Here is a 25386-nt window from a genome sequence, read left to right as displayed (position 1 = left end):
ATGAATACTAACTCTTTGCGCTCATTTAAATGGGTGAGCGGTGGACTGGCTTTATTTATACTAACCGTGCTCGTGCTGCTACCACTCCTGCTCATTTTCTGGACCAGTGTTTATCCAGAGGGGCATCTCGATATAACCGCACCACTACGAACCATTATGGGGAGCAATGACCTAGTAGAGGTACTGCTGAATTCTATCGGGCTTGGGGTAAGCGTTATTCTGCTAACTACTTTGTTTGCGCTGCCTCTAGCCTGGATTATGGCAAAAACTGACTTAGGGCGCCACAACTGGCTGGATGTCGTGCTGTTAATTCCATTTATGACGCCGCCTTACATTGGTTCTATGGGCTGGATGTTGTTTATGCAGACGGGCGGGTATATGGAGCAATTTCTGCCCTCCTCCTCCGTGCTTACACCGTATTTCTTTAGCTATGGGGGTATGGTGCTGATCATGAGCCTTCACCTGTTCCCCTTCCTGTATCTGCTGCTGCGCAATGCGCTTTTGCAGATCGGGGGCAATCTGGAGGAAGCAGCCTCTGTTCACGGCGCCCCCTTCTTTTACAGATTTAAAAGAGTGATTATTCCTTTACTGCTCTCTAGCTATGGGCTTGGAGCACTGCTCATCTTCGTTAAAACAATTGCTGAATTCGGTACCCCTGCGACCTTTGGCCGCAGGATCGGCTTTTACGTTCTGACCTCTGAGATCCATAAATATATCTCCAGTTGGCCGATTGATTTCGGTAAGGCTACTTCACTAGCCTCCTTGCTGCTCGGAGTTTGTCTTGTCATGTGGTACATCCAAACTGTAATTAGCAGCCGCTACTCTTACCGTCTGATCGGTGGAAAAGGAACTCGTACTAACCGTTATAAGAGTACAGGAATCGTAGGGTTTCTTAGCTGGGGTTATGTTCTTCTATTGCTTCTGGCATCCATCGGCATTCCTTATTTCTCTATCATAACAGCCTCATTATTGAAGCTTCGGGGAGAAGGTGTATCCTGGAGCAATCTAACCTTAAAACATTATGCAGAGCTGTTATCCCCGGGTTCGCAAGGACTTGAGGCCTTATTAAATAGCTTTACATTAGCTATCGTTGCTTCCAGTATCGCTGTTATTCTCGGGACTTGGTTTGCCTTAACGGTAGGAAAAGGGGCTACATTCAAGCAGAAAATTACAGATTTATTCAGCTTGCTTCCAAATACAGTCCCGGGAATTGTAATTGTAGTAGGGCTAATTCTGCTGTGGAATGCCCGCTGGATGCCTATCCCGCTCTATAATACCTACTGGATGGTTGTACTGACTTATGTCGTACTTTTCCTTCCTTATACTGTTCAGTATGTAAAAGCAAGCTATGGGCAGATCGATTCCTCTCTGATGCAAGCGGGACAAGTATTCGGAGGAAGTAAGCTGTATGTGTTCCGCCGTATCCTGCTTCCCCTCATCCTTCCGGGGATGGTAGCTGGCTGGATGATGACCTTCACCATTTCCAACCGGGAACTGGTAGCCTCATTACTCATTCTGCCACCTTCAATGCAGACCTCGGCAACCTATATTTTTGCCCAGTTTGAACAAGGTGCGGTAGCCATGGGGATGGCCATGGCTGTAATCTCTGTAGGCATCACTACCCTATTACTATTAGTCTTAGAATATTTAAGCCCAGATAGAAAGCGGAGACAACAATGAGCAGACTAACGATTTGGGGAGGGGCCGGAGAGCATGGCCGTTCCTCCTATCTTTTGCAGGGCAAGGATTCACGAAATGGCATCCTGCTCGATTGTGGCGTAAAAAAAGAAGGCCCAGGGGAATACCCCCTACTTGATAAGGATATTATTCCACATTTGCAGGCAGTATTTCTGTCTCATGCTCATGAGGATCATTCCATAGCGCTGCCCTTACTTTATAAACACGGATACAGAGGTAAGGTATGGACTACTAGATCCACCTCATTACAGCTTCCTGATTATTTCGAGGCCTGGGATAAATATGTGGCAGCTCAATCCGCCCCGCTCCCTTATGAGGAAACGGATAAAGAAGCTATTCAATTCAAGTATTTAGAGGAGTATGTCTCCCCTCAAACTTGGCTGACGCTTGCGCCTAACCTTCGAGTTCAATGGGGACGTAGCGGGCATTTAGCAGGTTCGGTTTGGTTGGGCCTAGAATGGGAGGACAAAACTGTATTTTTCTCAGGGGATTATACGGAGGAGTCACAGCTGCTCACGGCAGACACCCCAGCAATTATGGAAGCCGAAGCTAAAAATGTGGCTGATCTGTCCATTATCGATGCTGCTTATGGGGCAGATCCTGATGAGCAGCTTGTAAAATTACAGCAATTAGAGATAGCCATCCACAACACCTTGCAAAAAGAGGGTACAGTCCTCTTTCCTGTGCCTATCCATGGCAGAAGCCAGGAATTGATCGTATGGGCAAATGAATGTTTTCCAGATCATCAATTGATCGTTGAAGAAGCACTCGTCGCTCCTTTACGAGCATTAAGCGACAAGGTGGAATGGCTGAAAGAGGACGCTATTCCGCGCGCAAATGCGCTTTTTAACAGAAAAAACTTGTGTGTTGTATCTAATTCGGACGAACGCGCGAAGGCAATGTTGAATCTTAAGGGAGCTATCGTATTCACCAATGACGGGATGATGCAGTCGGCAAAAGCGCAAGAATACTTTCATCAACTCTCTGTTTCTCCTGACAACCATGTGATTTTTACGGGACATTTAGCGGCAGGAAGCTTTGGACATCGTCTCGTTAAGCAAGCTATGATCGAAGAATCTAGCAGCGTACGCTGTACAGTCTCACTTATCCGCTATAAAGTCCATCAAGGCTTGCCGGACATTCGCAAAATGCTCCAAACGATTCCCAGCCACCGGACAGTGCTCGTCCATGCTCCCAAACCACATATCGACCATGTAGCTTCTATATTAAAAGAAGAAGGTTTCACAGGACTATATTCTTTACAACCCGGCAGCACGCTTTCGTTCTGAATCTTATTTATGTAATATCATGAGAAAAACAGTGGGGCTCTTCCTTAGGTCTTTTTCAGACTTTTTGGAACAGCCCTTTTTATGATTCGTACCTATTATCCGCTTACCCTTTCGTCGTGCCCGGGCGATCCTTAAAAGCTAGTTCAAACAACCCGGTTGCAGATAAGCCTGCAAGACCCCCAGCCCAAAGGCGAAGCACTAAATCAAGTTCGGTAAAAGGATACGCTACTACGCCGATGAACAAACCTATCAATAGTCCGATAATCGGTACTGCATTACGCGGGATGTTGATACTATTTTTGACCAACTGAACCAGTGCCAGTACGAATACTGCTAATATAGAGGCGAACGCCATAACATCATCTAAAATTGTTCCAGTTTCCATCCTTTTCCCTCCTTAGCGGGTACTTGTAATCTCAACCGTTCGAGTCGCAGAATCATAACCTACCTGAGCACCCAGCGCTTCTGCAATAACACGTACAGGGACGTAGGTGATGCCTTTTTCAAGCACTCCATCTGCAACCTTAACCCCATTAACCTTTACGACAGCAATAACATCACTCTTCAATTCTCCCTCCTCCTTCCGATTGATGACCTTATACGCTGACTCCACCGCAGATGTTGAGGGTTTTGTCCCTGCTCGTAACTGTGTGAGTGTTAACCCAAACGCCATTTGAAAATGTGGGTAATCCTTGAAGCTTGTCCAGTCGCCTCCCCACTCCAAGCCCAGCCCTTTTGCCTCCCTCACAACCTCCTGCCAATCTGCGATCTGGTTGTTATTGCCGTCCCGGCACATATCCCAAGACACACTAGATCCATTCGGCAGCAAAAGAGCAAAATCTACAGCCAATCCAAAATTGTGATAGCTATATCCGCCACGTGCATTGGTGACAATCGCTCCGGGCTTGGTACGGCCTTGTGCATATAGAGCATCCTGCTCGGCAATTGTGCGAAGTCCCTGCGTAATGAGAATGGGGATATTGAGTTTGTAGCAACGTTCGATTAGAGCAGTAGCAGCGGAACGGACTACGGGGTGTAGGTTGGTTAGACGTTGGGCTGATTTATTTTTCACCTGAGTTATTGTCAGCATGAAGTTCCTCTTTTCTGTCTATCTTTTTCAGATAAATAAATTGGTCGTATTTCCCGGAACGTGTCAGTATCGCTAATATTATAATTCCACCAGTTGTACCGAATTGGGCAATAGCCCAGCTATAATTAAGCCAAGTCAGCCATGTTTCCATGTCCACTCCTAGTAATTCTGCCAAACGGAATAGTAGAACGATAAGCATATTGAATGTATAAGCCAATAAGAAAAAAAGCATAGCCAGCATAAACACGCTGACCACACCTTTTTGGAATCTTTCGTAAAAATATTGCCTGTGGCGATGAATAATGTATAATCCGCAGGCCGTAGTAGTGCCATATAGCACCAATAATAAAAATTCAATCATGTGCATCATGATCCCCTCGATCATAAACTAAATATTTGGCGAACCGGTTACGATCAATCTCCTCCTGAATTTCCTGCGAGACATTTTTATAATGACTTATGGTCAGTGTAACGCTGGTAGAGGCTCTACGGAGCTCCATCTCTTTATCAACATGCCGGGGGAGAAGCAGCCGCCGAATCCATTGTGACAGCATTCCTAACTCCCCCTGTCTTCCGTATGGTCAATCTTCAGTTTCTTTAAGACGTCCAGTGTGGGCTGCATAAACTCCGAGCGCTCCTTATCCAAAATCGCTTGCAGACGATCCCGATCCTCCTCTGCCCGATCCAGCATTTCTCGCGGTACAAGGTTCCCTTTGACAATCGCACGCAATAACACCATCAGCACGATCATCAAAATGAAAGCAACAATATAAGCCAGCCCATACTTATCTGCCAGCGGCAGCAGCTTCTCCAATTGCGCAATATCCCCTTCGCCCATTCGTCCGCTCCTTTCTGTAATGATGTTGATGCGTAATAGCCCCCGGCACCACCGAGGGCACAAAAAAACACGCCCCTGTGTGGATGCGTGCTAATTATTTGGCTGATGAAGCTTGCTCAGTCGAATCGTTTTCAGCAAAATGAAATTCTGATCGTTTCTGGATAATCTGATCCTTAACCAAAATCTCATTATCCGGCTGCATGTTATAGGAAGAAATGATATTCTCTATCGGACCCTCCTCACGATCAAAACGAGTGATGCAGGCATTGGCCATCAAGCGGATTTTGGCGGCTGTTATTGAATCCATTGTCATAATTACAACTCACCTCCTTTTGGGTTTATATGCTGAGTAATTCAGCCATAATGACTTCGACATCTTGAAGCCTGTCTTGCAAAGCAGTATTCTCAGCACGGAGTTGCTCGACTTCGCTTAATTCTGGTGGTTTGTTAGCTTCTGCTTCTAGATATGCTTCCCACGCCGCTTCCAGTTCTTCTTCCGTTGGTTGCGGGGCGTCTAGGTTCCAAGCTGCGATGTATGGGCCACGTTCTACAATGTCATAGTCTTCACCCTCGACTAGTCGATTAAAATCCACTACATAACGATAGTGTACACCTTCTATATACTCGGTTTCGTCTTCATCTAATGGTCGGATTTCGTAGCGTGTCCGTCCGTGTACGCCTTCGTGTAATACGGGTTCAGCTCCATTATCTTGCACTATGAAATCTTTTATTGGGTCGGCGTTTGGGTATAGATACATAATTGCTTGTGCTATATTCATTGTTCCTCATCCCCTTTTCTATGCAACTTTAACTATTCTCAAATGACTGAAAAGACCGTCACCAGTTACCCCAACGTTAGATGTTCCGTAATGATAAATGTAAAATTCAAGCGTATGCCCAGCGCTAAGATCTGTATTAGAAACCCCAAGGACGGAAACGTCTTGCCCACTAGCTGACGCAACGGTTCTTCCAATGCACTGATCCCGCGCTCCGTTTTTATAAATTTGAATCTGAACCACAAATGGCAAGGGTACGGATGTGCATGTAGCCATAACATCAATAGCGTATATACCAGCAGCTTTTGCAGTGAAAACCCCGGTGGTCGCATTCCATTCACCTAAACGATCATAGTAAACCGATGGGAATAAAAGTTTAGTGAATGTGTTCGGTACGATTGTTTGTGTAGCGCTACCGCCGCACGCAATATTACTTCTGGAATTCGTTGTATTATCTCCCCATGGGTTAAGAACTCCACTTGTGATGATACCATTTAATGAGCCTTCGGGAGTTATTCCTGATGGCTGTGAGCCATATTTATAGATTGAACCGCCATGACTAGTGTAAAGACCTACGCCATTCGCTTGCCCCGTGTTTTCGAGTGATGTAACAATCGAAGCACTTCCGACTATTATTCCAAAGTTTCGTCCAGATACCGAAGAATTTCTAATGTCTGCGTTTTGACCTGCAATATTAATGCCCGGATAATTAGCGGTAGTTCCACAGGAGCAATTTTTAATGTCGATGTTTCCACCGTCATACGCATTAAAACCCATTGAGGTTGTGGTATTAGCAGAAAAACCGTCTATAACAATACGATTGCACCGTTCAGCCACGAAGGAGCGGATAGTTACAGAAGTACCCATAAATTGAACATGACCACCGCCTACTTTGCCGCTAATCCTCACATCTTCGGCATAGGTTCCAGATGTAACATTTATAGATGCAGTATGATTAACAACTTGAGGAATCATGCCGATAGCCCTATTGATTGTTTTAAATGCCCCTGCTGCCGTATTGGCTAAACCGTTGTTTATGTCATTCCCATCCGTCCGTACATAGTACGTAATATCCGCTGTCGTCTGCTGAGGCGTAGTAACCAACGGCGCCTTACCATTCAACTGCCCCTGAATCCCACTAGTCACCCCATCCAAATACCCAAACTCTGCGTTCGAGACCACGCCAGTCCCAATCTTCGAAGCATCAATTCCGGCTGAAGCATTAACATCGGCGTTTACAATCACCCCAGCCGCAATAGCCGTAACTCCATCACCAGTACTAGTGACATCCCCCGTGTGATTAGGATGCACATAATTATTCGCTCCCGTAGCAATCCCCGCCAGCTTCGTTTTCTCGGCAGCGGTGTAATCGTTCGTGGACAGCTGTTTGCCTGTTACTTTATCGACCTTACCATTCACTGCATTATCCAAAATGTCCATATTCCCGTTCAGATCGGCAATATCAACGATATCTGTTCCCTCTGGCTTCTTTAAGCCCAAATTTCCTGTGGTTTGCATATGTCACTCTCCTATCTATAAGTTCTTAATTCGTTCCATGTTTTACTGTGAGCACTCTCCCAAGTCAAAGCCTTAACAGAGTCCCACCAGGTATAGCTGAACACAAATTCATAAGCTAAATGCGCAGGTTTAATCTCTTCGATGATTTGAATCAACCCTGCCATATTCGGAGGAATCCCCAGTGTACTCACAAAATGAATCTCAAAACGGTACTCTTCAGGCACTTCCTTTACTTCAACCACTCCACCTGAAAAAGCTGACGCCGTCCGCTGAATCATTTCCGGTGTGGTCGTTCCATTTCCACGCAGCTTTGCCTTAATCATCTCTCGACGAGTGGCATAAGACTTGGATGGATCGCTGCTGAGTCCAAGTTCGGATTCCCAGCGCCCAAGGCTCACTGTAGCCGTTTCAATAAACGCCTGATCCAGTACATCTATAGTACCTACCTTCAGTCCACCAATTTCTAGCCCGATGGTCTCCTGAAGCTTCTCCATTTCGCGGACATCCTTATAATAATCCGGTAAATACTGCATTAGATCAGGCGCCTCGACTTCACCCGGATGGCTCGAATCTTTATCTGCGGAATATAACAATTCGCTGTATAAAGAGCTGCCGTAACTCATCCTCTACACCCCCTTCAGTTGATTCCAGGTTAGGGGGCCTTTGGGCAAATAATCATGTGTATGCGCCGCCGGAGGAAATACCACTGGTTTACCTGCTACCCCCGCCCAAGCTACACTATCCGCTTGTTGCGCAAAATCCACCTTGCCATTGTTATTCGTATCGTAAATGCTTTTCAGCATATCCCCGGTACTCTGCGCGGCTACCAGTAAGACATTGCCAGCGGCAGAACCAATGTACAGCTTGCCACTGTCTGTACAATACCCAAGCTCACCAATAGCCAGCGCTCCAATGGCGCTTTCCAAGCCGCGGCGTATTTGAATCAATGTTTTTAGAGCCATTGTCCCGCCCCCTAGAATGTTCCGCCATCAATACTGGCCACGGTAAGTTTATTGCCATTCGCAGCATCATAAACGATACTGCTTCCATCCACACTTACAGCTACACCGGCTGCATCCACGGTGATTCCTTTTCCAGCGTTAACCGCAATCGCGTCTGCAGTGACCGTGATCCCATTGCCCGCACCAATGTTCAGCGTCACAGCATCGGCTTGACCCCCACCAATCAGCCCGTTCCCGGCTGTAATGGTCTGTAGTGCACCACCGGTACGTACCCATGCGCTGCCGTTCCAGCTGTAAATCTTCTGCTCATCATCGACGTAAGCGGTCCAACCTACGGCAGGAACATAAAATACCCAAGCGGCAGATTGGTATTCAACAATTTGATTCGTTTTGCCCGCCCATGCCCCGGTTGCCCCTGCTGGAATAATATAACGATCCCCCTCAACCGGACTGGCAGGTGGAGCCAGCAGGTTCTGGTCTTTTACCGATGCTTGCGGTTCGATGTTATGCTTAGCCAGCTCAATTTCATTTTTAATCTTTTGCGCAGACCACAAGTCTGTAATCGTAGTCCCCGCATCATTGATCGTCCGGTGCTTGGCCACATCATCAATGTGAGTCTTGATCTCAGCGGCAGTCTTTACATTTGTCCCATCCGATACTTTATTGATATGTCCCGCACTAATATCCGCTTTAAGCACCTTCGCATAGGTTGCTCCATCAGCGATATCATCAATTGTACCTGTCAGATCGGTAAGCTTCTGCGCATTCACCCGCCGCCATGCTGCCCCATCATCAAAATATAAATATCCGCTATTCGAACCCGTAGTCACGTAATACAAACGACCAACGGATCCTGCAACCGGACGCGAAGCTTCTGGCCCTGACAGCGCCCTGCCGACCATGGAATTGGACGTGCCGTCACCAATATAAACTTCCTTAGTATCACTGCAAAAACCAAGCTCACCTGCCTTCAACACGCCATAACTCGTTAGCTCAGCCTTTGTACCCCGCTTTATTTGTATGGTCTGTGCCATTTTACACCTCTCTTCTAAATGATCCTCCGTCAATCTGGCCTTTGTTCTTATAACGCTCTATTTCAGTTTGGACAGCGGTAAGACTCACCTGCAAACCGTTAATATCCTCTGCTTCAACCGTATCGCCGGGGGTTTCGTAAGTCACATATACCTCAGGCACATCGGCAAAAATCTTAATCAACCGCCGCCAGGGCGCCTCATCCGGAAAAGACACAGTGAAATTGCGTAGCTCGATCCCGGAATACTGTGACCCTGTGTACACCGCAATGGTCTGATTATTAATATTGTCATGCGCTAGAAGACCACTGTAAACGCCATTTACAAGCGGTAATCTCTCTTCGATAACATAGCTGCTACCGTTTGCTTTTTTATTAAGTTTTTCTTGAAAAATATCAATTTGCTCTGGATAACCCATGCTACACCTCCAGTAGAACGTTACCGAACAACGGTACTTCTTCTTCGTTCAACATCACATTGCCCGCTCCACTGTTCAACTTCAGCTCTGTGTAATCCGCGACTCCTTCAGTAGCAAGCAATAATGCCCCGATGACAGACTGACTGATATAGGTTGCTGAAAAAGCCTTCTCCTTGCGATATTTCTCAAGCATCACCTGAAAGCCTTGGTTTACAGCTTGCAGTGCATAGCCAGAAGCAAGGGTTACCTTGGCGCTTATACTGATGTTTTTGCCCGCAGCCGGCGCCACGGTCACAACAGCCCCTACCGGTGCTTGTCCCTCACCCGCTCCTGAGACCGGATCAATATATTGCTGCACCTGAGCCGCCAACAGCTCGGATGCAGGTTTTTTTTCGGCGTCCACAATAATCACCTTCACAGTTTTAGGACCTTTCCATAATGGAAAAACACGTGCGCCTCCCACACCCGAAACTTGCAGTGCCCACTCCATATAGTGATATTTATTTCCGCTAGTAGCTGGGCGTCTGGCTGAATCCAAATAACGCTGGCGTAGCGCATCATCCGTTTCAATGTCCTCCCCAGGGATCAGAAGAGAAGCTATTTCTCCGCGCGCTAGGTCTGAAATATAATCCACTGGCAGTAAAGAGCCAAAATATCGATTTCCTTCTTCTCCAGCGGTTTCACTTTCCAAGCGATACACTCCAGGAGATAACTTCTCCACAGCCGTATAATTCAGCATTTCGAGTGAGAAGCGGCTGCCGAGTGGAACATCCAACAATCCTCCATCCGCCTTATAAAAAATCCCTTTCAGCTGTGCCTTGCTGGCTTCACGCCTTACAATGCCTGACCAGGAGATGCTTCGCTCCAAGTACTCTCCGGTAGCCGTATCTGCAAAATACAGATTATTATTCACATCCAGCTCAATATACATCTGTGCCAACTCAGCGGCTGCTGGAGCCAACGCGTCATAAATGATGCTGCCCTCGCGTTTATCCAATCCTGATGGAATCCGGTCCAGCATCCGCTCCAAAAGAGCCTCATACGTCTGATCCTCATACATCCTCATTCCACTCCTTTCTCAGCTGAAAATTTCCGTAACGTGTGACGACCTTGCAGTCAAAAGTTAGATTATCTCCGGTAAACGAAACAACAATATTCTCTAAGCTAAGGATTCGTTCATCCTGAAGTAGTGCCTCACTAACGATACGTCTGATTTCAGCTCTAACCAGCAGCCGATCCTTGCCAAGCACCAACCGCCACTCTGTTCCGTAATCCGAACTGTAAATCAGATGTTCAAACCGATCGGTTCGCAATATTTTAGCCACCGCCTGTTGAACAGCTTCTAGTCCATCCGTTTGGCCTGTAATCCTTTTTCTCTCCCAATCCATTCGGTACGTAAGACTAGGACTTTCCCCACGCTCAAGGTTGACCTCCCCCTCAAGCAGGGCCGTTATCGGTCCAGCTTTTCCAATCGCCGGGATCATATCGGACTCACCAGCCGATCCAGGACAATGTAGCTTTGTCCGCCCTGCATTCGAACCATTAATACGCGGTCCCCACTCGCTAATCCTCGCCGAAGTATTACTTCTTTGCCCTCGATGTAGATCTTGCTTTCCATTACCGATTCAGGCAGCACTAACGCATTCCCCGATAAAACAAACCGCTGATCCACCTGAATCTGCAAAGGAGCTGCCACCGTTACCGTTCCATAAGAAAAAGCCACGGGATTTGTACTTCCCACGGCTCCTAGACTTGCTTTTTTAATAATATCTAACATCATTTCTACACCACCTTAATATCGAGGGACATTGTATGCTCCCCTCCAGAAATCTTATGGCTGCATTGGTCCACCAGAAACAATTGAGTCTCGAATTCATCCAATAGGACATAAATGAAATTGCCTGCTCTTACACGCATATCACCAATCGCCTGTATGGAGAGACTAAGCTTTTCACGATTGTGCATTTTCAGCAGATTGTTTGCCTTCTCCTGAATTTGTGCAGCATTCGCTTTGTCATCAGCCTTTTGATACAAGTGCAGGATACCCCAGCGTTTCACATTGTCCTTGTCACTGACCGGATAGAAATCGCGTTTGCCCGATGCCTCGTTGTCCTTGTACAGAAAAATCGTGTTGTACGTATCGTCATCAATACTTTTTTTGAGCGAATAATCGTACAGATAATGCCCCGCTCCCAGCACCAGGTTAAGCAGCATAGAATCCGGTTTACGCAGCGTCAGCTTCCCAAAATCATCGTAAAAAGCCATCAGCCGCCCCTTAAACTGAAGCTCACTGCCGATGGCTCCCATAATGATGTCCAACAGCTTTTTGTCATCTTCAATTAAAGAAGGAATCCGGTACTCTGTCTCCTCCAGCACACCTGTCTTTAATCCGTAGTCCGTTGTTATTTTCTTGATCACATCACTAGCCGTAACATCCTGCAAAACATAACTACCATTGCCCAGCAAATAACGAATCTGATCATAGGCAGTCAGCTTAATCTCCTGATCCGAGCCCGTATCAATGCTGAACACAAATCCGTAAAATACATCTACATTATCTTTACTGAACTGAATAATATCACCGTTGCTGATCCCGAACTTGGGGAGCTGATAAATTCCGTTGTCCACAAGCGTTAACTCTAGCGTTGACGGTTTACCTGACCGTGCAGTTTTCCAAGAAATATCTGAGACGATGCCAGAAATATCCCATAGATTCCCTTCCTTATTCTTCACTAGCAGTTCCATAACATCCTCCTACGGCAGCTTGATGACTTTACCGATGGGCAGCTTTTTCAGCTCACTATCCGGAATGCCATTAAGCTTCTGAATGGCTTTGTACTTCGAGCCATCTCCTAGGTTTTTTTGAGCGATGCTCCATAGACTGTCTCCAGCTTTTAAGGTATAGGTAGTAGGCTTTGCCTTTTCATTGGCCCGCTTCTGCTCCGCCTTCACTTCACCTTTAACAACCTTCACAGCTACTGCCTGATAGAATACGTATTTTTTGAGAGATAACGAATATTCAATATCCCCTGACGTACCCGCACTAAGCTTCCAAGTGAAACCTTCAATGCTCATAGCCATATTCACAGCAAAATCAATTTCTAAAGATGCATCCTCACTAATTGAAGATTCCTCTAGCCATTTCTGTGGTTTGTTTAACTTCTTTTTATCCTTTTTCGTATCATCGGGATACCTCACACCGGAGAACACAAACCGAATGGGCCGACGACTCGTCATCCATTTCTTAATAAGCTCCACATATTCAAAAGGTCTCTTCAGCCCGTCCTCCTGCACCAATACGAACGGATACCTTTGTGCCGGAAAAATACTTTCAATCGTGATCTCCGTAAGCTTCGGATAAGCAATCGTATTGATCTCACCCAGATCGATAATGGTATAGCTTTTTCCATCTCCACTCTCCTTGATTTCCAAGGTCTCTGGATTGACTGGCAGCCGGATTGCATCCTCCTGATTATTAAAACCCAAAAAAATCCCGTACTCTTCCACGTTACGTATACACCCCCTGCGCCGTAGAGACAAACTCCTCGTTCAGCTTTTGCCCGATCTTGTTGATAATCGTATCAATGTCTCCGGCATTGTTAATATTTCCGGTCGTCACCTGCACCGTCGGCGTAAGCTCCACAAAATTCTGGATCGCCTGAATCTCGGCCAGCTCGCGGAGCATTTTCAGATCATCACTGGAGATGTCTACGGTGTCGTTGATGGAGCCGAGCTCGTTCACACGGTTGACGGTGTTCAGATTACCAGGTACTCCTGCATTTTGAAAAGAACCTGCAGCGGAAGGCGTATTTAACGCAGGAGTCTTCGTCACAGGAACTACTGGAACCTCAGGAATGGTAGGCGATTTCGGAGGTTTCGTTGAATCATCTTGATGAGTAGTATTCCATTGATTGATTGTAGTCTCGTTATTCGTATTCCCCCCTACGTTTAGGCTTTCTTTAAATTTGTTAACATCAAATTCTTGCGTATATTTTGCAGCCGTATCAAAAGTATTTTCAATGCTCATCTCCACGTTCTGTTTAAATTGACTGCTGTCAACCTGTTCAAGATGAAGATTAATCTCTGATTCTATACCTATAAATTTACCAACAGCCCCAATTACTTTATTAATACCACCTAATAAAAAATTGGCAGCATCAATGATACCATTAATAAATCCGGTCCATAGATCAATCACATACCCTACAAAATCTGCAACGATTTGTCCGAGAGCCCTGAACATATTGGCAAGAAAATCTCTTACTGGCTGAAGAGCTGCAACAATTCCTAAAAAAGCCACAATAAGTGCAATAACAAGTCCAATTACAAGCGCAATAGGATTGGCATTTAACACAGCGTTGTAAATCCCTTGCGCTGCGGTAGCGATCCCAGTCGCAATTGCTGACATATTTGTTGCGATTGCTGCTGCACCCATAGCAATTTTATAAGCAATAATCCCAGCAACAATTCCCAAAAGAATGGGTACTACATAAGGCAACGTGCTGCTAAGAACACTCCAAAGGAATAAGGCTCCCTGTACAACTTGTGAAAAACCTTGTGCTATAATAGCCAATCCAATGGCCATCCCATCGATAATAGGCTGAAAGGTACCTTCTGAGAACGCATCATTAAGAATGCTTAACAGCGGAGAAAATGCTGCAAGTGCCCCTTGTCCCATGCCAGCTAAGGAATTGTTATAGTTTCCAAGAAGTGTCTGCCACTGATTTACGGGTGAATCCATCATGGTTTGCAGCGAAGTACTCGTCATACCTGCCGTTGTCATGATATCTCCCAAAGTACTTAAAAAAGCGCCCATGTTCCCCGTACTGGCTACTAGGTCGAGTCCACCAAGCTCCTCTTCATCTACCTGAAGCATCGATGCTAAGTCACTAGAGTCTCCATCAAATGCAGAATTAATAGCTGATGAAGTATCGCCAATATCCTTACCTTCTGGAGACATCATACTAAGCCTTGTGGAATAATCCATTAGCTTATCTAGCTGGTCCGTATTTTGTGTTTTAGGATAAAACGACAAGACACTTTCCATAGACTTGCTGACGTCCTGTCCGGTTTCTAGCGCTCTCTTCTTGAATTTATCAAACATAGCTACACCAACATCAGCATTTCCGGTTTTTGCTTTGAAAAGATCTTCCCACTTTTGCTGCTCAGCAGCTGGCACAAGCACCTTCTCCATGACACCCTTAACTTTTTCCACCATACCCTTAGCCTTTTCAAAGGCCCCCGTAAGCTTTTCCCAGGTTCCTGCTTGCTTTTCAGCTCCTCCAGCCCCTCTATCAGCCGCATCATTCAGTCTCTCCTGAGCCTGAACCGCACCTCCAATAGAAGCTTGAATTCTGGTATAAGCTGCACTGTAATTATTAGTGATGTTGTACACGGGTTTATTGACTATTTTCATACTGATACGGTTTAAGGTTGCTGAAAAGGAATTTGAAATATTTGCCGAGACCTGTGTTGTAATCTGATTGGTTATATCATTGATCCATTGATTGGAAACTTGCTGTATTCCAGCTATATTATTTTGTACACCTGCCATTCTCTCACCCCCTAACTATCTCTTCCTCGCCTTACTCCGTGCCTGATCGCGCTTCTCCTTCTCCACACGAACAGCAATCATCGCATATATTGCGGCGCGTTCGCGGGAAGACAGCTTCATCAGCTCATGGGGTAAAATGTGCAGCTCATGGAGGGCGTAATAAGCAAAATTGGCTTCACTATCGCCCTCGTTGATTAGTTTTTTACTTCATCCACCAGCTCGTTCATGTCCGTGCCAAAACCATTTAAGGCCTGCACCCGCTCACCCAACGCCGCGAATTCACCCGGAAGCAGCATTTTACGCAGCAGTGTTTCAGCGCCAAGTACGCCATAAGAACGCTGCAGTTCAGCATTTTTTAGATCCGGATGCATTACACTTGAGGTCATCAGCTTCGCCATATAATCGTTAGGCTCAATTTCAGAGGTATACACTCCGTTTTTCCCTTTGACTTTGCGGGTTGCGGCCTTGCGGCATTCCTGATTCTCATCCTCAGTCATACTGCGCAACTTCCAGGCCACCGCATTTCCTTCCTTATCCTTAAAACGCTGGGATACCACAAACTCCTCGGTCGTGTCACATGCTACATTTTGGGCAAAAAACAAACTTAATTCGCTCATTGTCTTCCTCCTAGAATTATTTATTTAGATACTTCTCCTGCTACTAGCTGCCAATAGACAGAGAAGAGACCCGTCGCTCATTCTACGTTCGGGTCTTGCTTGCTCCAATCTATCTAGTTGTCTTAATTAAAGCCCGGAACCTGCCGGAGCACCAAAAGCTTGCACAATCTGCACATCTTCAAAGGTAAAGCTAACTTCTTCTTCCAGAGCGTCTGACTCTGTATCGAGTGAGGCCATGATGACACTATCGAGGTTCACCCCTTTTAGAATAATCCGTTGTGCCCCCACGCTGGACGATGGATCCTCGTTCGTAACCTCAATATCGAAGTACTGATCAACACCCGTATTCATATAATCGAGCATCATCTGGCGGAAACGACTAGTCATATAAAAAATCGTCATCGAACCGCTGCCCGACCATCCAGTCGCTTTATGCTGAACACCCCGGCGGCCCAGTGTTTTCACCTCTGCCTTTGTTTTTTCTACTGTAGCCTCAAGAGTTTTCACATAGAACATCTCTTCGGTTTGCGTACCAATCACAGCATAAGCACGGCCCTCCTGGCCGGAAATCGTATCACTAGCTTTTAAAAATGCCATCTTAAACCACCTTCACTTTCATATATACTTTTTCTACGGAATCTACCGGTTTCACAGCCACATCCAGCACGATACTGTCACTATCTGCACCAGCCACAACTACAACATCTGTCTGCGCGTTAAAGCCCTCAATCGCACCCATATCCTGCAAATCATTCATATAAGTCGCACACTGTGACCAGAAAAGAGCACGGCCATCTTCATTATTCGCGACCTTACCGATATAGTAGTTCTCAAAAATACGCTTCATATCATTTGCAATTCCATCCAGCACGCGAAGTACACGATTTTTGGAGAATGCTTTGCCTTTGTCCGGTGAAAATGCGGTAAATGTATTAATATCCTGTTCCACCACAGCCCGTCCGCCACTGTAAGTAAAGATAAGCTCTCCTTTTAGCAACGCAGCTGTAGTCTCAGAATGGCTAAGTCTTACATCAGCATCCACCGAATCATCATAACCCTGATAAGTCAGCGATTCATTAACAGCTGCTGCTGCTGTAGCACCAGCTACCCAAGCAACGGCATTGACGTTATCAATCGTAGTTCCGTCGCTCAGTACTACCCCATTATTCACGCTAATCACACCTTCATGACCTGCAGCCGCATAATCGGATAGTACGGCCTGTACCTTTTTCCCTTCTGTATCCCGAAGCCGTCTCACAAAAGAACTGTAGAGTGCCTTGAGAGCACTATCCTGCGATATTAGACCCACTGTTTGGAATTCTTGCACCTCAAGAGCAGACAGGAAGTCACTATGTGCTCCATTCGTCACGGTTCCGTTAGCCCCCCCTGTAAGCGGCATGCCTGCAATTAGCTTCAAGCCTTCTGCACCATTTTTCTGGAATTGAACATAATCGTTCGCGACCAACTCCTCAGCCGTTCCAACCGTTTGCTTGTTCAGTTCTGTTCCATTAAGCAACGTCTTTACATCAAAAAGAGCAACATTCTCTATATTTTTCTCAATCACAATCGAAAGATCATTTCCGCGTACACCGCCATATTTAGCTGTTACCTGAAGACCGTTATTTGTGACTGCCGCTTTAACGCCTTCATTCAATCGATAGAGCAGCAAGGTTCCCGCCCGTTTCAGCGCTTCACGCACTGGCAGTAGAGTTGGATGTTCCAAATCAACTCCTAGCAGCTTATTCACATCATCCTGCGGGGTAATCTTCATGATTACTCCCGGTTCTCCCCAAGATAGGGCAAGCGCCAATGCCGTAATCCCGCGTTCTCCCATTTTGCCGATGGCACCTTGATTTGATGCTACATTTACGTATACCCCAGGGCGCACCTTATTTTGCGTTGTCCATGTTCCGCCTGCCATTAGTTCATTACCTCCTTATTTTTGAACAATCCCATAGATTGCTTTGCTTCTTCGAGCGTATAGTTCTTGCCATCCTGCAAAATAACGTTCAATATATCCTTTTCCCTCGGCGTAAAAAGTGAGGAATTCACAATCTGTTCCTTACTGAACCCATTCCCGTTACTCCCTTTAGTACTCATTTCAATCGTTCTCCTCCAATCATTTGTCCCATCTTAATGCTGTCAGGCTTGTCGTTTTGCAAATACAACATATAGTCAACTGTAAACAGCGGCCCATGCCCCTCAGTTCCAGCTTCCCAAGCTTGCCTAACTACACGAAAAGCTCCACCATCCTGCTCCATCCCTGCCATCGCCTCACTTAGCTTATCTGCCATTCTTTCAGCTTCCAGCAAATTGCCTTGCTCATAACGGATGCCAAAACGGTAGACCGCTAAATACCTGCCCTCCCGCTGCCGATCCAGTGTTGCTGAGATCAGTCCGGGATGAAAATAAGCTGTTTGAGGTTTTTCTCCTTCTACATATACAGGCACATCAGGAAAATACCGTTCAAGTGTACTTGTAATGTGTTCTCGCAATTGTTGTACCGACATCACTCCATTCCTTTCTGATCTGCGATCGTTCGTCGATCCTTGATGGTGTTAACCTTCAACTGCATGAACATTAAGCAGACACCCCCTCAACTAGTTTAAGAAAAAAGGATACTATCCGAGGTTGGATAATATCCCTTCTTCATTAGGCAAATGCGAGAAGAATCTTTCACCGCTAGGTTTGTTCTCATCACCCTTAGGGCGGAACTATTAGCAGAGCATTCATGCTCTTGCGGTGTTCTTTTGCTTCATTTGCCATGTTATAATCATACCCCCATATTTTCCTTGCGGAGAGGGTAAACGGACGAGGTTTTGGCTAGCTTTTGGATGGTATAGAGCGGTTTTTCGGAGGAACATAATTGAAGACAAGCTTAAGAGCCCTCGTCCCTCCTTTTATGGACGGCAAGCATTTGTGCGAGGATTATAAGGATAAAGTACATCCTGAAACTTATACTTTCTTATAATTCAAAAAAAGACCGCATCATCCACTCGGACGATACAGTCTTCTTTACTAATCACACTATTCTATTTCTATTAAGTAATACTCATTTTCTCTTTCTTTACCCTAGGCGCTGTTGTTACTAAAGTTTGCAGAGATAGTAAACCGAGATCCGTTAACGCTAATGCCATCTTGTAAAAAGCCTTCGAGCGTATCTTCACGTAAGTGTCCTTACTTACCGGTGGATCAAACACATGATTGTAAATCGTATAATCGTACATCTCGTCTCTTCTCATATACCTTTCCCGTACCAGCTGCTGTTCTCTCGTATCGAGTCTCTCTACCACAGAGTCTATTGCGGAACAATAAGCTCTCCTTGCGGCCGGGATGTCCACATTATAAGAAGCTATCGCAGCAGTCTGATCAGTTACAGTGTTAGTAGGACCATGGAATCTTTCTGTGTATGAATAGGTTGTGCTTGCTTCCTTAGCTTCAAATGTAACGGTCTTAAAAATACGGTATTTCTCCAACATGCTCTCTATAGCGACCTGGGTTCGGCGACGGTCCAACTCTGGTAAAGTTGATATGTTCATCATTTATGCACTCCTTTTGGGTTTAACTGAATGAGATTTAATTTGCGGAATTTTCCAGCCCAATGTGATAAAATAAATCTTGTTCGTATTCTGTTCGTATTTTTCTATAATATACCACTTCTTTACCAATCTCGTAAAACCCCGTTTTAGGCTGTTTTTATCGAAAAAGAGCGTATATCCCTCCATTATCTTGCCTTTTGGCAATAATATACGCTTTGTTGTTTACCTATTGGCAAAAATGGCTTATATTATTATCATAAGGTTACAGCCAATAAGGAGTGAGTTGAGATGAAACAGGAATTCGGGGATTATATGAAGCATCTTCGGGAAACAAAGGGACTCACCATTAATCAATTAGCAGCAGCAGCCGGAATTAGCGGTTCGCAAATTTCCCGGATTGAGAATGGATTAAGAGGGGTTCCTAAACCAACCACGTTACGCAAAATTGCCGAGGCTACTGGTGTCCCCTACGAGGAGCTAATGGATCAGGCAGGGTATTTGCAGGACCAGACTCTTTCAAGCGATGAGGCTGTCCCAGATTGGGCTACAAGCAAAGATAAACGAGACTTTCGAAAAATGCTAGAGGATGATGGAGAGCTGATGTTTGACGGAATTCCATTAGACAAAGAAGATAAACAGAGGATAAAAGATGTACTAACCGGATTGTTCTGGGAAGCCAAACAGATGAATAAGAGAAAAAAATCCAAAGACACTAAATAACTATACTAACATGCTGCAGGTGAAGAACATGGATGAACTGATCAATAGTCTGATTAAAAAATATAAAACCAACTGCCCGTTCGAGCTTGCCGCAGCACTAGGCATTCAAATTCGTTTCATGAACCTGGGGACTGGCACAAAGGGATTATATTATCGAAAACTAAGAAGAAGGTTTATCGTCATTCATAATGAGTTGCCTGTAGAATGGCAGCGCTTCGTTTGTGCGCATGAATTAGGACATGATCGGCTTCACAAGGGAATCAATCGCTTTTTTTTGGAGGAAAGCTCCTATTTCTCTCCTGGGAAGCTTGAACGTCAAGCTAATGTCTTTGCTGTAAAATTACTTTCTTCGGGCAGAAGCCCCGAACAAGAGGAATCATGGAGAAACTATTATCTACGGATTGGAATTCCACCGGAAGTCCGATTTTTTTTGGAGGAATAATAGAACATACGTTCTTCGGCTGTATTTATATGTTTATTCAATACATAACAAAAAAGCCCTTACCGAAGTAAGAGCTTTTAAGCAGCGATTAAGCTGAGTATCGGGATGACACGATTTGAACATGCGACCCCCTGGTCCCAAACCAGGTGCTCTACCAAGCTGAGCTACATCCCGTTACTATAAAATTATGGAGCGGGTGATGGGAATCGAACCCACGCTATCAGCTTGGAAGGCTGAAGTTCTACCATTGAACTACACCCGCAAAGGTGAAAATCGGGATGACACGATTTGAACATGCGACCCCCTGGTCCCAAACCAGGTGCTCTACCAAGCTGAGCTACATCCCGTTATAAATACTATAATTGCTTAACAATAAAAATGGCGCGCCCTGAGAGATTCGAACTCCCGGCCTTTTGATTCGTAGTCAAACGCTCTATCCAGCTGAGCTAAGGGCGCAAAATTATGGAGCGGACGACGGGAATCGAACCCGCGACCCTCGCCTTGGCAAGGCGATGCTCTACCGCTGAGCCACGTCCGCAATAAATGGTGCGCGTGAAGGGACTTGAACCCCCACGTCGTGAAACGCCAGATCCTAAGTCTGGTGCGTCTGCCATTCCGCCACACGCGCATGATAATAATAAAAGTGAGCCATGAAGGACTCGAACCTTCGACACCCTGATTAAAAGTCAGGTGCTCTACCAACTGAGCTAATGGCTCGCACTTGGCTGGGGATATAGGATTCGAACCTATGAGTGACGGAGTCAAAGTCCGTTGCCTTACCGCTTGGCTAATCCCCATTGATGGTACCTCTATGTTGCCCATAATCTCTTAGGAAGATTATGGTGGAGGCTGAGGGGATCGAACCCCCGACCCTCTGCTTGTAAGGCAGATGCTCTCCCAGCTGAGCTAAGCCTCCATATCTATGGGACCCTCTAAGGGTAAGTACAAGTAAAAGTTGGTGACCCGTATGGGATTCGAACCCATGTTACCTCCGTGAAAGGGAGGTGTCTTAACCCCTTGACCAACGGGCCTTGCAAATCTGTGGAGCTCTCAACCGGATTCGAACCGGTGACCTCTTCCTTACCATGGAAGCACTCTACCTGCTGAGCTATGAGAGCATGGCTCCCCGAACAGGACTCGAACCTGTGACAACTCGATTAACAGTCGAGTGCTCTACCAACTGAGCTATCAGGGAATATCCGCTTGGCAACGTCCTACTCTCCCAGGACCCTTCGGTCCAAGTACCATCGGCGCTGGAGGGCTTAACGGTCGTGTTCGGGATGGGTACGCGTGGAACCCCTCCGCTATCGCCACCAAACGGGCATTTACAGCGTAAATGCTCAGGCTTGATGCCTGAAAACTGAATCCGAAACGAATTTGCATTCTAAGTATAGGATAAGCCCTCGACCGATTAGTATTGGTCAGCTCCATGCATTGCTGCACTTCCACCTCCAACCTATCTACCTCGTCGTCTTCAAGGGGTCTTACTAATTGGGAAATCTCATCTTGAGGGGGGCTTCACGCTTAGATGCTTTCAGCGCTTATCCCGTCCGTACGTAGCTACCCAGCCATGCTCCTGGCGGAACAACTGGTGCACCAGCGGTACGTCCATCCCGGTCCTCTCGTACTAAGGACAGCTCCTCTCAAATTTCCTGCGCCCACGACAGATAGGGACCGAACTGTCTCACGACGTTCTGAACCCAGCTCGCGTACCGCTTTAATGGGCGAACAGCCCAACCCTTGGGACCTACTTCAGCCCCAGGATGCGATGAGCCGACATCGAGGTGCCAAACCTCCCCGTCGATGTGGACTCTTGGGGGAGATAAGCCTGTTATCCCCAGGGTAGCTTTTATCCGTTGAGCGATGGCCCTTCCATGCGGTACCACCGGATCACTAAGTCCGACTTTCGTCCCTGCTCGACTTGTAGGTCTCGCAGTCAAGCTCCCTTATGCCTTTGCACTCTGCGAATGATTTCCAACCATTCTGAGGGAACCTTGGAACGCCTCCGTTACTCTTTAGGAGGCGACCGCCCCAGTCAAACTGCCCGCCTGACACGGTCCCCGTACCCGGTAAGGGCACTAGGTTAGAACCTAGATACGATCAGGGTGGTATCCCAACGGCGCCTCCACCGAAGCTTGCGCTCCGATTTCTACGGCTCCCACCTATCCTGTACAGATCGTACCCAAATTCAATATCAAGCTGCAGTAAAGCTCCATGGGGTCTTTCCGTCTTGTCGCGGGTAACCTGCATCTTCACAGGTATTAAAATTTCACCGGATCTCTCGTTGAGACAGCGCCCAAGTCGTTACGCCATTCGTGCGGGTCAGAATTTACCTGACAAGGAATTTCGCTACCTTAGGACCGTTATAGTTACGGCCGCCGTTTACTGGGGCTTCGGTTCATAGCTTCGGGTTACCCCTAACCACTCCCCTTAACCTTCCAGCACCGGGCAGGCGTCAGCCCGTATACTTCGCCTTGCGGCTTCGCACAGACCTGTGTTTTTGCTAAACAGTCGCTTGGGCCTTTTCACTGCGGCCCCCTCGTGCTATTCACACTACCGGGGCACCCCTTCTCCCGAAGTTACGGGGTCATTTTGCCGAGTTCCTTAACGAGAGTTCTTCCGCGCGCCTTAGAATTCTCTTCTCGCCTACCTGTGTCGGTTTGCGGTACGGGCACCTTCTCCTGGCTAGAGGCTTTTCTTGGCAGTGTGAGATCATGACCTTCGCTACTATAATTTTCGCTCCCCATCACAGCCTAGCCTTAATGATGTGCGGATTTGCCTACACATCAGCCTCACTGCTTAGACGGACATCCATCAGTCCGCGTCACTACCCTCCTGCGTCACCCCATCGCTCATAGCGGATTACGGTGGTACAGTAATTTCAAACTGTTGTCCTTCGACTACGCCTTTCGGCCTCGCCTTAGGTCCCGACTTACCCTGAGCGGACGAGCCTTCCTCAGGAAACCTTGGGCTTTCGGCGGATCAGATTCTCACTGATCTTTTCGTTACTCATACCGGCATTCTCACTTGTGTAGTGTCCAGCGCTCTTTTCAGTACACCTTCAACCCCTACACAACGCTCCCCTACCCCAGATACATACGTATCTAGCCATAGCTTCGGTGGTGTGTTTAGCCCCGTTACATTTTCGGCGCAGAGTCACTCGACCAGTGAGCTATTACGCACTCTTTCAATGGTGGCTGCTTCTAAGCCAACATCCTGGTTGTCTGTGCAACTCCACATCCTTTCCCACTTAACACACACTTGGGGACCTTAGCTGATGGTCTGGGCTGTTTCCCTTTTGACAATGGATCTTAGCACTCACTGTCTGACTCCCGGCAATAAGTATATGGCATTCGGAGTTTGACTGAGCTTGGTAATCCTTGCGGACCCCGCACCCAATCAGTGCTCTACCTCCACTACTCTTATACCGAGGCTAGCCCTAAAGCTATTTCGGGGAGAACCAGCTATCTCCGAGTTCGATTGGAATTTCTCCGCTACCCCCACCTCATCCCCGCACTTTTCAACGTACGTGGGTTCGGGCCTCCAGTGCGTGTTACCGCACCTTCACCCTGGACAGGGGTAGATCACACGGTTTCGGGTCTACGTCCACATACTCAATCGCCCTATTCAGACTCGCTTTCGCTGCGGCTCCACCTTCTCGGCTTAACCTTGCATGTTAAACGTAACTCGCCGGTTCATTCTACAAAAGGCACGCCATCACCCATAGATCGGGCTCTGACTTTTTGTAAGCACACGGTTTCAGGTTCTATTTCACTCCCCTTCCGGGGTGCTTTTCACCTTTCCCTCACGGTACTGTTTCACTATCGGTCGCCAGGTAGTATTTAGCCTTAGCAGATGGTCCTGCTGGATTCATACGGGGTTTCACGTGCCCCGCACTACTCGGGATCCGTCTCGGAGAGAATACAGTTTAGGTTACAGGGCTTTTACCTCTATCGCGGGCCTTTCCAGACCTCTTCACCTACCATATTCCTTTGTAACTCCATGTGAGACGTCCCACAACCCCTAAGAGCAAGCTCTTAGGTTTAGGCTGTTCCGCGTTCGCTCGCCGCTACTGACGGAATCACTATTGTTTTCTCTTCCTCAGGGTACTTAGATGTTTCAGTTCCCCTGGTCTGCCTCTACATTTCCTATGTATTCAGAAATGAGTAACTGCGAATTACCACAGCTGGGTTTCCCCATTCGGACACCCCCGGATCAAAGCTTGCTTACAGCTCCCCGAGGCAGTTTCGTTGTTCGCCACGTCCTTCGTCGGCTCCTGGCGCCTAGGCATCCTCCGTGTGCTCTTATTAGCTTAACCTTGATTCTTCCGAAGAAAAATCTCACTAATAACATTTACTTGTTTACACAAGTTGCTAAAAGATGTTCTAAAACGCAAATTCGTTTCGGTATCCAGTTTTCAAGGATCAAGTTAAAAAAGTTATTCATTTAAAAATTTATGGTGGAGCCAAGCGGGATCGAACCGCTGACCTCCTGCTTGCAAGGCAGGCGCTCTCCCAGCTGAGCTATGGCCCCATAAAATTACTCTATATAATGTTATATGGTGGGCCTTGGTGGACTCGAACCACCGACCTCACCCTTATCAGAGGTGCGCTCTAACCAACTGAGCTAAAAGCCCATATAACATATATAACATTGTGAATCAACCAATGAATTGGTTGTCCGCTTGGCAACGTCCTACTCTCCCAGGACCCTTCGGTCCAAGTACCATCGGCGCTGGAGGGCTTAACGGTCGTGTTCGGGATGGGTACGTGTGGAACCCCTCCGCTATCGCCACCAAACGCATGCGAAAGAGACTTGCTCTTTCAAAACTGAACACGAGTGAGTATTCGAACCCGAAGGTTCTATTATGGAAGTTAAACTTCCGATTTGAATG

Annotated in this window: 28 protein-coding genes, 14 tRNA genes and 3 rRNA genes; 4 read left to right on the top strand and 41 right to left on the bottom strand. The window is 46.7% G+C overall.

The window, feature by feature from the left end; all coding sequences use genetic code 11:
• On the top strand, nucleotides 1-1680 hold the full coding sequence (locus MHH49_RS13115) for an ABC transporter permease (RefSeq protein ID WP_076141916.1): 1680 nt from the start codon (nucleotides 1-3) through the stop codon (nucleotides 1678-1680).
• A complete protein-coding gene (locus MHH49_RS13110; RefSeq protein ID WP_341138187.1) occupies nucleotides 1677-2987 on the top strand; it encodes an MBL fold metallo-hydrolase in 1311 nt (436 codons plus the stop codon). The genes MHH49_RS13115 and MHH49_RS13110 overlap by 4 nt, the downstream gene beginning before the upstream one ends.
• Before the next feature lie 103 nt (nucleotides 2988-3090).
• Here MHH49_RS13110 and MHH49_RS13105 read toward each other — a convergent pair whose 3' ends face one another.
• The 24 genes from MHH49_RS13105 to MHH49_RS12990 form a co-directional block, all read right to left on the bottom strand.
• Complete coding sequence (locus MHH49_RS13105) at nucleotides 3091-3372, bottom strand: holin (RefSeq protein WP_076099882.1); 282 nt, start codon at nucleotides 3370-3372, stop codon at nucleotides 3091-3093.
• A 12-nt stretch (nucleotides 3373-3384) separates the two neighbouring features.
• Entirely contained in the window at nucleotides 3385-4077 is a 693-nt protein-coding gene (locus MHH49_RS13100; protein WP_341138186.1) for a M15 family metallopeptidase, read from the bottom strand.
• Nucleotides 4049-4438, bottom strand: a complete 390-nt coding sequence (locus MHH49_RS13095; RefSeq protein WP_341138185.1) for a hypothetical protein — start codon at nucleotides 4436-4438, stop codon at nucleotides 4049-4051. The genes MHH49_RS13100 and MHH49_RS13095 overlap by 29 nt, the downstream gene beginning before the upstream one ends.
• Nucleotides 4431-4631, bottom strand: coding sequence for a hypothetical protein (locus MHH49_RS13090; RefSeq protein ID WP_036681274.1), 201 nt, complete (start codon nucleotides 4629-4631; stop codon nucleotides 4431-4433). The genes MHH49_RS13095 and MHH49_RS13090 overlap by 8 nt, the downstream gene beginning before the upstream one ends.
• Before the next feature lie 2 nt (nucleotides 4632-4633).
• A complete protein-coding gene (locus MHH49_RS13085; protein ID WP_036681272.1) occupies nucleotides 4634-4915 on the bottom strand; it encodes a hypothetical protein in 282 nt (93 codons plus the stop codon).
• Between the two features lie 94 nt (nucleotides 4916-5009).
• Entirely contained in the window at nucleotides 5010-5228 is a 219-nt protein-coding gene (locus tag MHH49_RS13080; RefSeq protein ID WP_036681268.1) for a hypothetical protein, read from the bottom strand.
• Between the two features lie 25 nt (nucleotides 5229-5253).
• A complete protein-coding gene (locus tag MHH49_RS13075) occupies nucleotides 5254-5694 on the bottom strand; it encodes an XkdW family protein (RefSeq protein WP_036681266.1) in 441 nt (146 codons plus the stop codon).
• A gap of 18 nt (nucleotides 5695-5712) precedes the next feature.
• On the bottom strand, nucleotides 5713-7209 hold the full coding sequence (locus tag MHH49_RS13070) for a hypothetical protein (RefSeq protein ID WP_036681265.1): 1497 nt from the start codon (nucleotides 7207-7209) through the stop codon (nucleotides 5713-5715).
• Between the two features lie 11 nt (nucleotides 7210-7220).
• The gene (locus tag MHH49_RS13065; RefSeq protein WP_076105556.1) at nucleotides 7221-7832 is read right to left on the bottom strand and encodes a putative phage tail protein; all 612 of its coding nucleotides are present in this window, start codon (nucleotides 7830-7832) and stop codon (nucleotides 7221-7223) included.
• A gap of 3 nt (nucleotides 7833-7835) precedes the next feature.
• Nucleotides 7836-8171 carry a hyaluronate lyase N-terminal domain-containing protein gene (locus tag MHH49_RS13060; RefSeq protein WP_076099872.1) on the bottom strand — a complete coding sequence of 112 codons (336 nt, stop codon included), beginning with the start codon at nucleotides 8169-8171 and terminating at the stop codon, nucleotides 7836-7838.
• Nucleotides 8172-8182: 11 nt separating this feature from the next.
• On the bottom strand, nucleotides 8183-9205 hold the full coding sequence (locus MHH49_RS13055) for a DUF2793 domain-containing protein (protein ID WP_341138184.1): 1023 nt from the start codon (nucleotides 9203-9205) through the stop codon (nucleotides 8183-8185).
• Between the two features lies 1 nt (nucleotide 9206).
• Nucleotides 9207-9620: a hypothetical protein gene (locus tag MHH49_RS13050; protein WP_036681259.1), complete on the bottom strand. Its 414-nt coding sequence runs from the start codon at nucleotides 9618-9620 to the stop codon at nucleotides 9207-9209.
• A gap of 1 nt (nucleotide 9621) precedes the next feature.
• Nucleotides 9622-10680, bottom strand: coding sequence for a baseplate J/gp47 family protein (locus MHH49_RS13045; RefSeq protein WP_094902367.1), 1059 nt, complete (start codon nucleotides 10678-10680; stop codon nucleotides 9622-9624).
• Nucleotides 10673-11104 carry a DUF2634 domain-containing protein gene (locus MHH49_RS13040; protein ID WP_076147401.1) on the bottom strand — a complete coding sequence of 144 codons (432 nt, stop codon included), beginning with the start codon at nucleotides 11102-11104 and terminating at the stop codon, nucleotides 10673-10675. The genes MHH49_RS13045 and MHH49_RS13040 overlap by 8 nt, the downstream gene beginning before the upstream one ends.
• The gene (locus MHH49_RS13035) at nucleotides 11101-11397 is read right to left on the bottom strand and encodes a DUF2577 domain-containing protein (RefSeq protein WP_076147429.1); all 297 of its coding nucleotides are present in this window, start codon (nucleotides 11395-11397) and stop codon (nucleotides 11101-11103) included. Before MHH49_RS13035 ends, MHH49_RS13040 begins: the two co-directional genes overlap by 4 nt.
• A 5-nt stretch (nucleotides 11398-11402) precedes the next feature.
• The gene (locus MHH49_RS13030) at nucleotides 11403-12365 is read right to left on the bottom strand and encodes an XkdQ/YqbQ family protein (RefSeq protein ID WP_036681255.1); all 963 of its coding nucleotides are present in this window, start codon (nucleotides 12363-12365) and stop codon (nucleotides 11403-11405) included.
• Between the two features lie 9 nt (nucleotides 12366-12374).
• The gene (locus tag MHH49_RS13025) at nucleotides 12375-13127 is read right to left on the bottom strand and encodes a LysM peptidoglycan-binding domain-containing protein (protein WP_076147399.1); all 753 of its coding nucleotides are present in this window, start codon (nucleotides 13125-13127) and stop codon (nucleotides 12375-12377) included.
• A gap of 1 nt (nucleotide 13128) precedes the next feature.
• The gene (locus MHH49_RS13020) at nucleotides 13129-15174 is read right to left on the bottom strand and encodes a hypothetical protein (RefSeq protein WP_341138183.1); all 2046 of its coding nucleotides are present in this window, start codon (nucleotides 15172-15174) and stop codon (nucleotides 13129-13131) included.
• Nucleotides 15175-15368: 194 nt separating this feature from the next.
• Entirely contained in the window at nucleotides 15369-15791 is a 423-nt protein-coding gene (locus MHH49_RS13015; RefSeq protein ID WP_036681247.1) for a phage tail assembly chaperone, read from the bottom strand.
• A gap of 126 nt (nucleotides 15792-15917) precedes the next feature.
• Nucleotides 15918-16388: a phage tail tube protein gene (locus tag MHH49_RS13010; protein ID WP_036681245.1), complete on the bottom strand. Its 471-nt coding sequence runs from the start codon at nucleotides 16386-16388 to the stop codon at nucleotides 15918-15920.
• A gap of 1 nt (nucleotide 16389) precedes the next feature.
• Nucleotides 16390-17712 carry a phage tail sheath family protein gene (locus MHH49_RS13005; RefSeq protein ID WP_341138182.1) on the bottom strand — a complete coding sequence of 441 codons (1323 nt, stop codon included), beginning with the start codon at nucleotides 17710-17712 and terminating at the stop codon, nucleotides 16390-16392.
• Nucleotides 17712-17891: a hypothetical protein gene (locus MHH49_RS13000; protein WP_036681241.1), complete on the bottom strand. Its 180-nt coding sequence runs from the start codon at nucleotides 17889-17891 to the stop codon at nucleotides 17712-17714. The genes MHH49_RS13005 and MHH49_RS13000 overlap by 1 nt, the downstream gene beginning before the upstream one ends.
• Nucleotides 17888-18301 (bottom strand): phage tail terminator family protein, encoded by a 414-nt coding sequence (locus MHH49_RS12995; protein WP_038573440.1) that lies wholly within the window; start codon nucleotides 18299-18301, stop codon nucleotides 17888-17890. Before MHH49_RS12995 ends, MHH49_RS13000 begins: the two co-directional genes overlap by 4 nt.
• Before the next feature lie 531 nt (nucleotides 18302-18832).
• A complete protein-coding gene (locus MHH49_RS12990; RefSeq protein WP_038574900.1) occupies nucleotides 18833-19330 on the bottom strand; it encodes an ArpU family phage packaging/lysis transcriptional regulator in 498 nt (165 codons plus the stop codon).
• Nucleotides 19331-19618: 288 nt separating this feature from the next.
• Here MHH49_RS12990 and MHH49_RS12985 point away from each other — a divergent pair, with 288 nt between their 5' ends.
• Both MHH49_RS12985 and MHH49_RS12980 read left to right on the top strand, forming a co-directional pair.
• Nucleotides 19619-20050, top strand: coding sequence for a helix-turn-helix domain-containing protein (locus MHH49_RS12985; protein WP_038573442.1), 432 nt, complete (start codon nucleotides 19619-19621; stop codon nucleotides 20048-20050).
• A gap of 28 nt (nucleotides 20051-20078) precedes the next feature.
• Nucleotides 20079-20492, top strand: a complete 414-nt coding sequence (locus MHH49_RS12980) for an ImmA/IrrE family metallo-endopeptidase (protein WP_036681396.1) — start codon at nucleotides 20079-20081, stop codon at nucleotides 20490-20492.
• 100 nt (nucleotides 20493-20592) lie between these two features.
• Here the strand turns inward: MHH49_RS12980 and MHH49_RS12975 are convergent.
• From MHH49_RS12975 to rrf (MHH49_RS12895), 17 genes are all read right to left on the bottom strand, one after another.
• Nucleotides 20593-20666, bottom strand: a tRNA-Pro gene (locus MHH49_RS12975).
• Between the two features lie 14 nt (nucleotides 20667-20680).
• Nucleotides 20681-20754: transfer RNA gene (locus tag MHH49_RS12970), tRNA-Gly, on the bottom strand.
• 11 nt (nucleotides 20755-20765) lie between these two features.
• Nucleotides 20766-20839: transfer RNA gene (locus MHH49_RS12965), tRNA-Pro, on the bottom strand.
• A 32-nt stretch (nucleotides 20840-20871) separates the two neighbouring features.
• Nucleotides 20872-20948: transfer RNA gene (locus MHH49_RS12960), tRNA-Arg, on the bottom strand.
• 7 nt (nucleotides 20949-20955) lie between these two features.
• Nucleotides 20956-21030, bottom strand: a tRNA-Gly gene (locus tag MHH49_RS12955).
• 6 nt (nucleotides 21031-21036) lie between these two features.
• Nucleotides 21037-21120, bottom strand: a tRNA-Leu gene (locus tag MHH49_RS12950).
• 16 nt (nucleotides 21121-21136) lie between these two features.
• A tRNA-Lys gene (locus tag MHH49_RS12945) sits at nucleotides 21137-21209 on the bottom strand.
• Between the two features lie 5 nt (nucleotides 21210-21214).
• Nucleotides 21215-21289 (bottom strand) — tRNA-Gln (locus MHH49_RS12940).
• Between the two features lie 43 nt (nucleotides 21290-21332).
• Nucleotides 21333-21408: transfer RNA gene (locus tag MHH49_RS12935), tRNA-Val, on the bottom strand.
• A 40-nt stretch (nucleotides 21409-21448) separates the two neighbouring features.
• Nucleotides 21449-21523: transfer RNA gene (locus MHH49_RS12930), tRNA-Glu, on the bottom strand.
• A gap of 11 nt (nucleotides 21524-21534) precedes the next feature.
• Nucleotides 21535-21610: transfer RNA gene (locus tag MHH49_RS12925), tRNA-Thr, on the bottom strand.
• Between the two features lies 1 nt (nucleotide 21611).
• Nucleotides 21612-21687: transfer RNA gene (locus MHH49_RS12920), tRNA-Asn, on the bottom strand.
• Nucleotides 21688-21693: 6 nt separating this feature from the next.
• Nucleotides 21694-21810, bottom strand: a 5S ribosomal RNA gene (gene rrf, locus MHH49_RS12915).
• A 73-nt stretch (nucleotides 21811-21883) separates the two neighbouring features.
• Nucleotides 21884-24810, bottom strand: a 23S ribosomal RNA gene (locus tag MHH49_RS12910).
• Nucleotides 24811-24949: 139 nt separating this feature from the next.
• Nucleotides 24950-25025, bottom strand: a tRNA-Ala gene (locus tag MHH49_RS12905).
• Between the two features lie 26 nt (nucleotides 25026-25051).
• A tRNA-Ile gene (locus MHH49_RS12900) sits at nucleotides 25052-25128 on the bottom strand.
• Between the two features lie 46 nt (nucleotides 25129-25174).
• Nucleotides 25175-25291 (bottom strand): 5S ribosomal RNA (gene rrf, locus MHH49_RS12895).
• Nucleotides 25292-25386: the final 95 nt, after the last annotated feature.

It is taken from the genome of Paenibacillus sp. FSL F4-0122 (genome assembly GCF_038002845.1).
GTDB lineage: Bacteria > Bacillota > Bacilli > Paenibacillales > Paenibacillaceae > Paenibacillus_AQ > Paenibacillus_AQ odorifer.
Note: the sequence above shows the minus strand (reverse complement) of the source record. Positions and strands in the feature narration are given on the sequence as shown.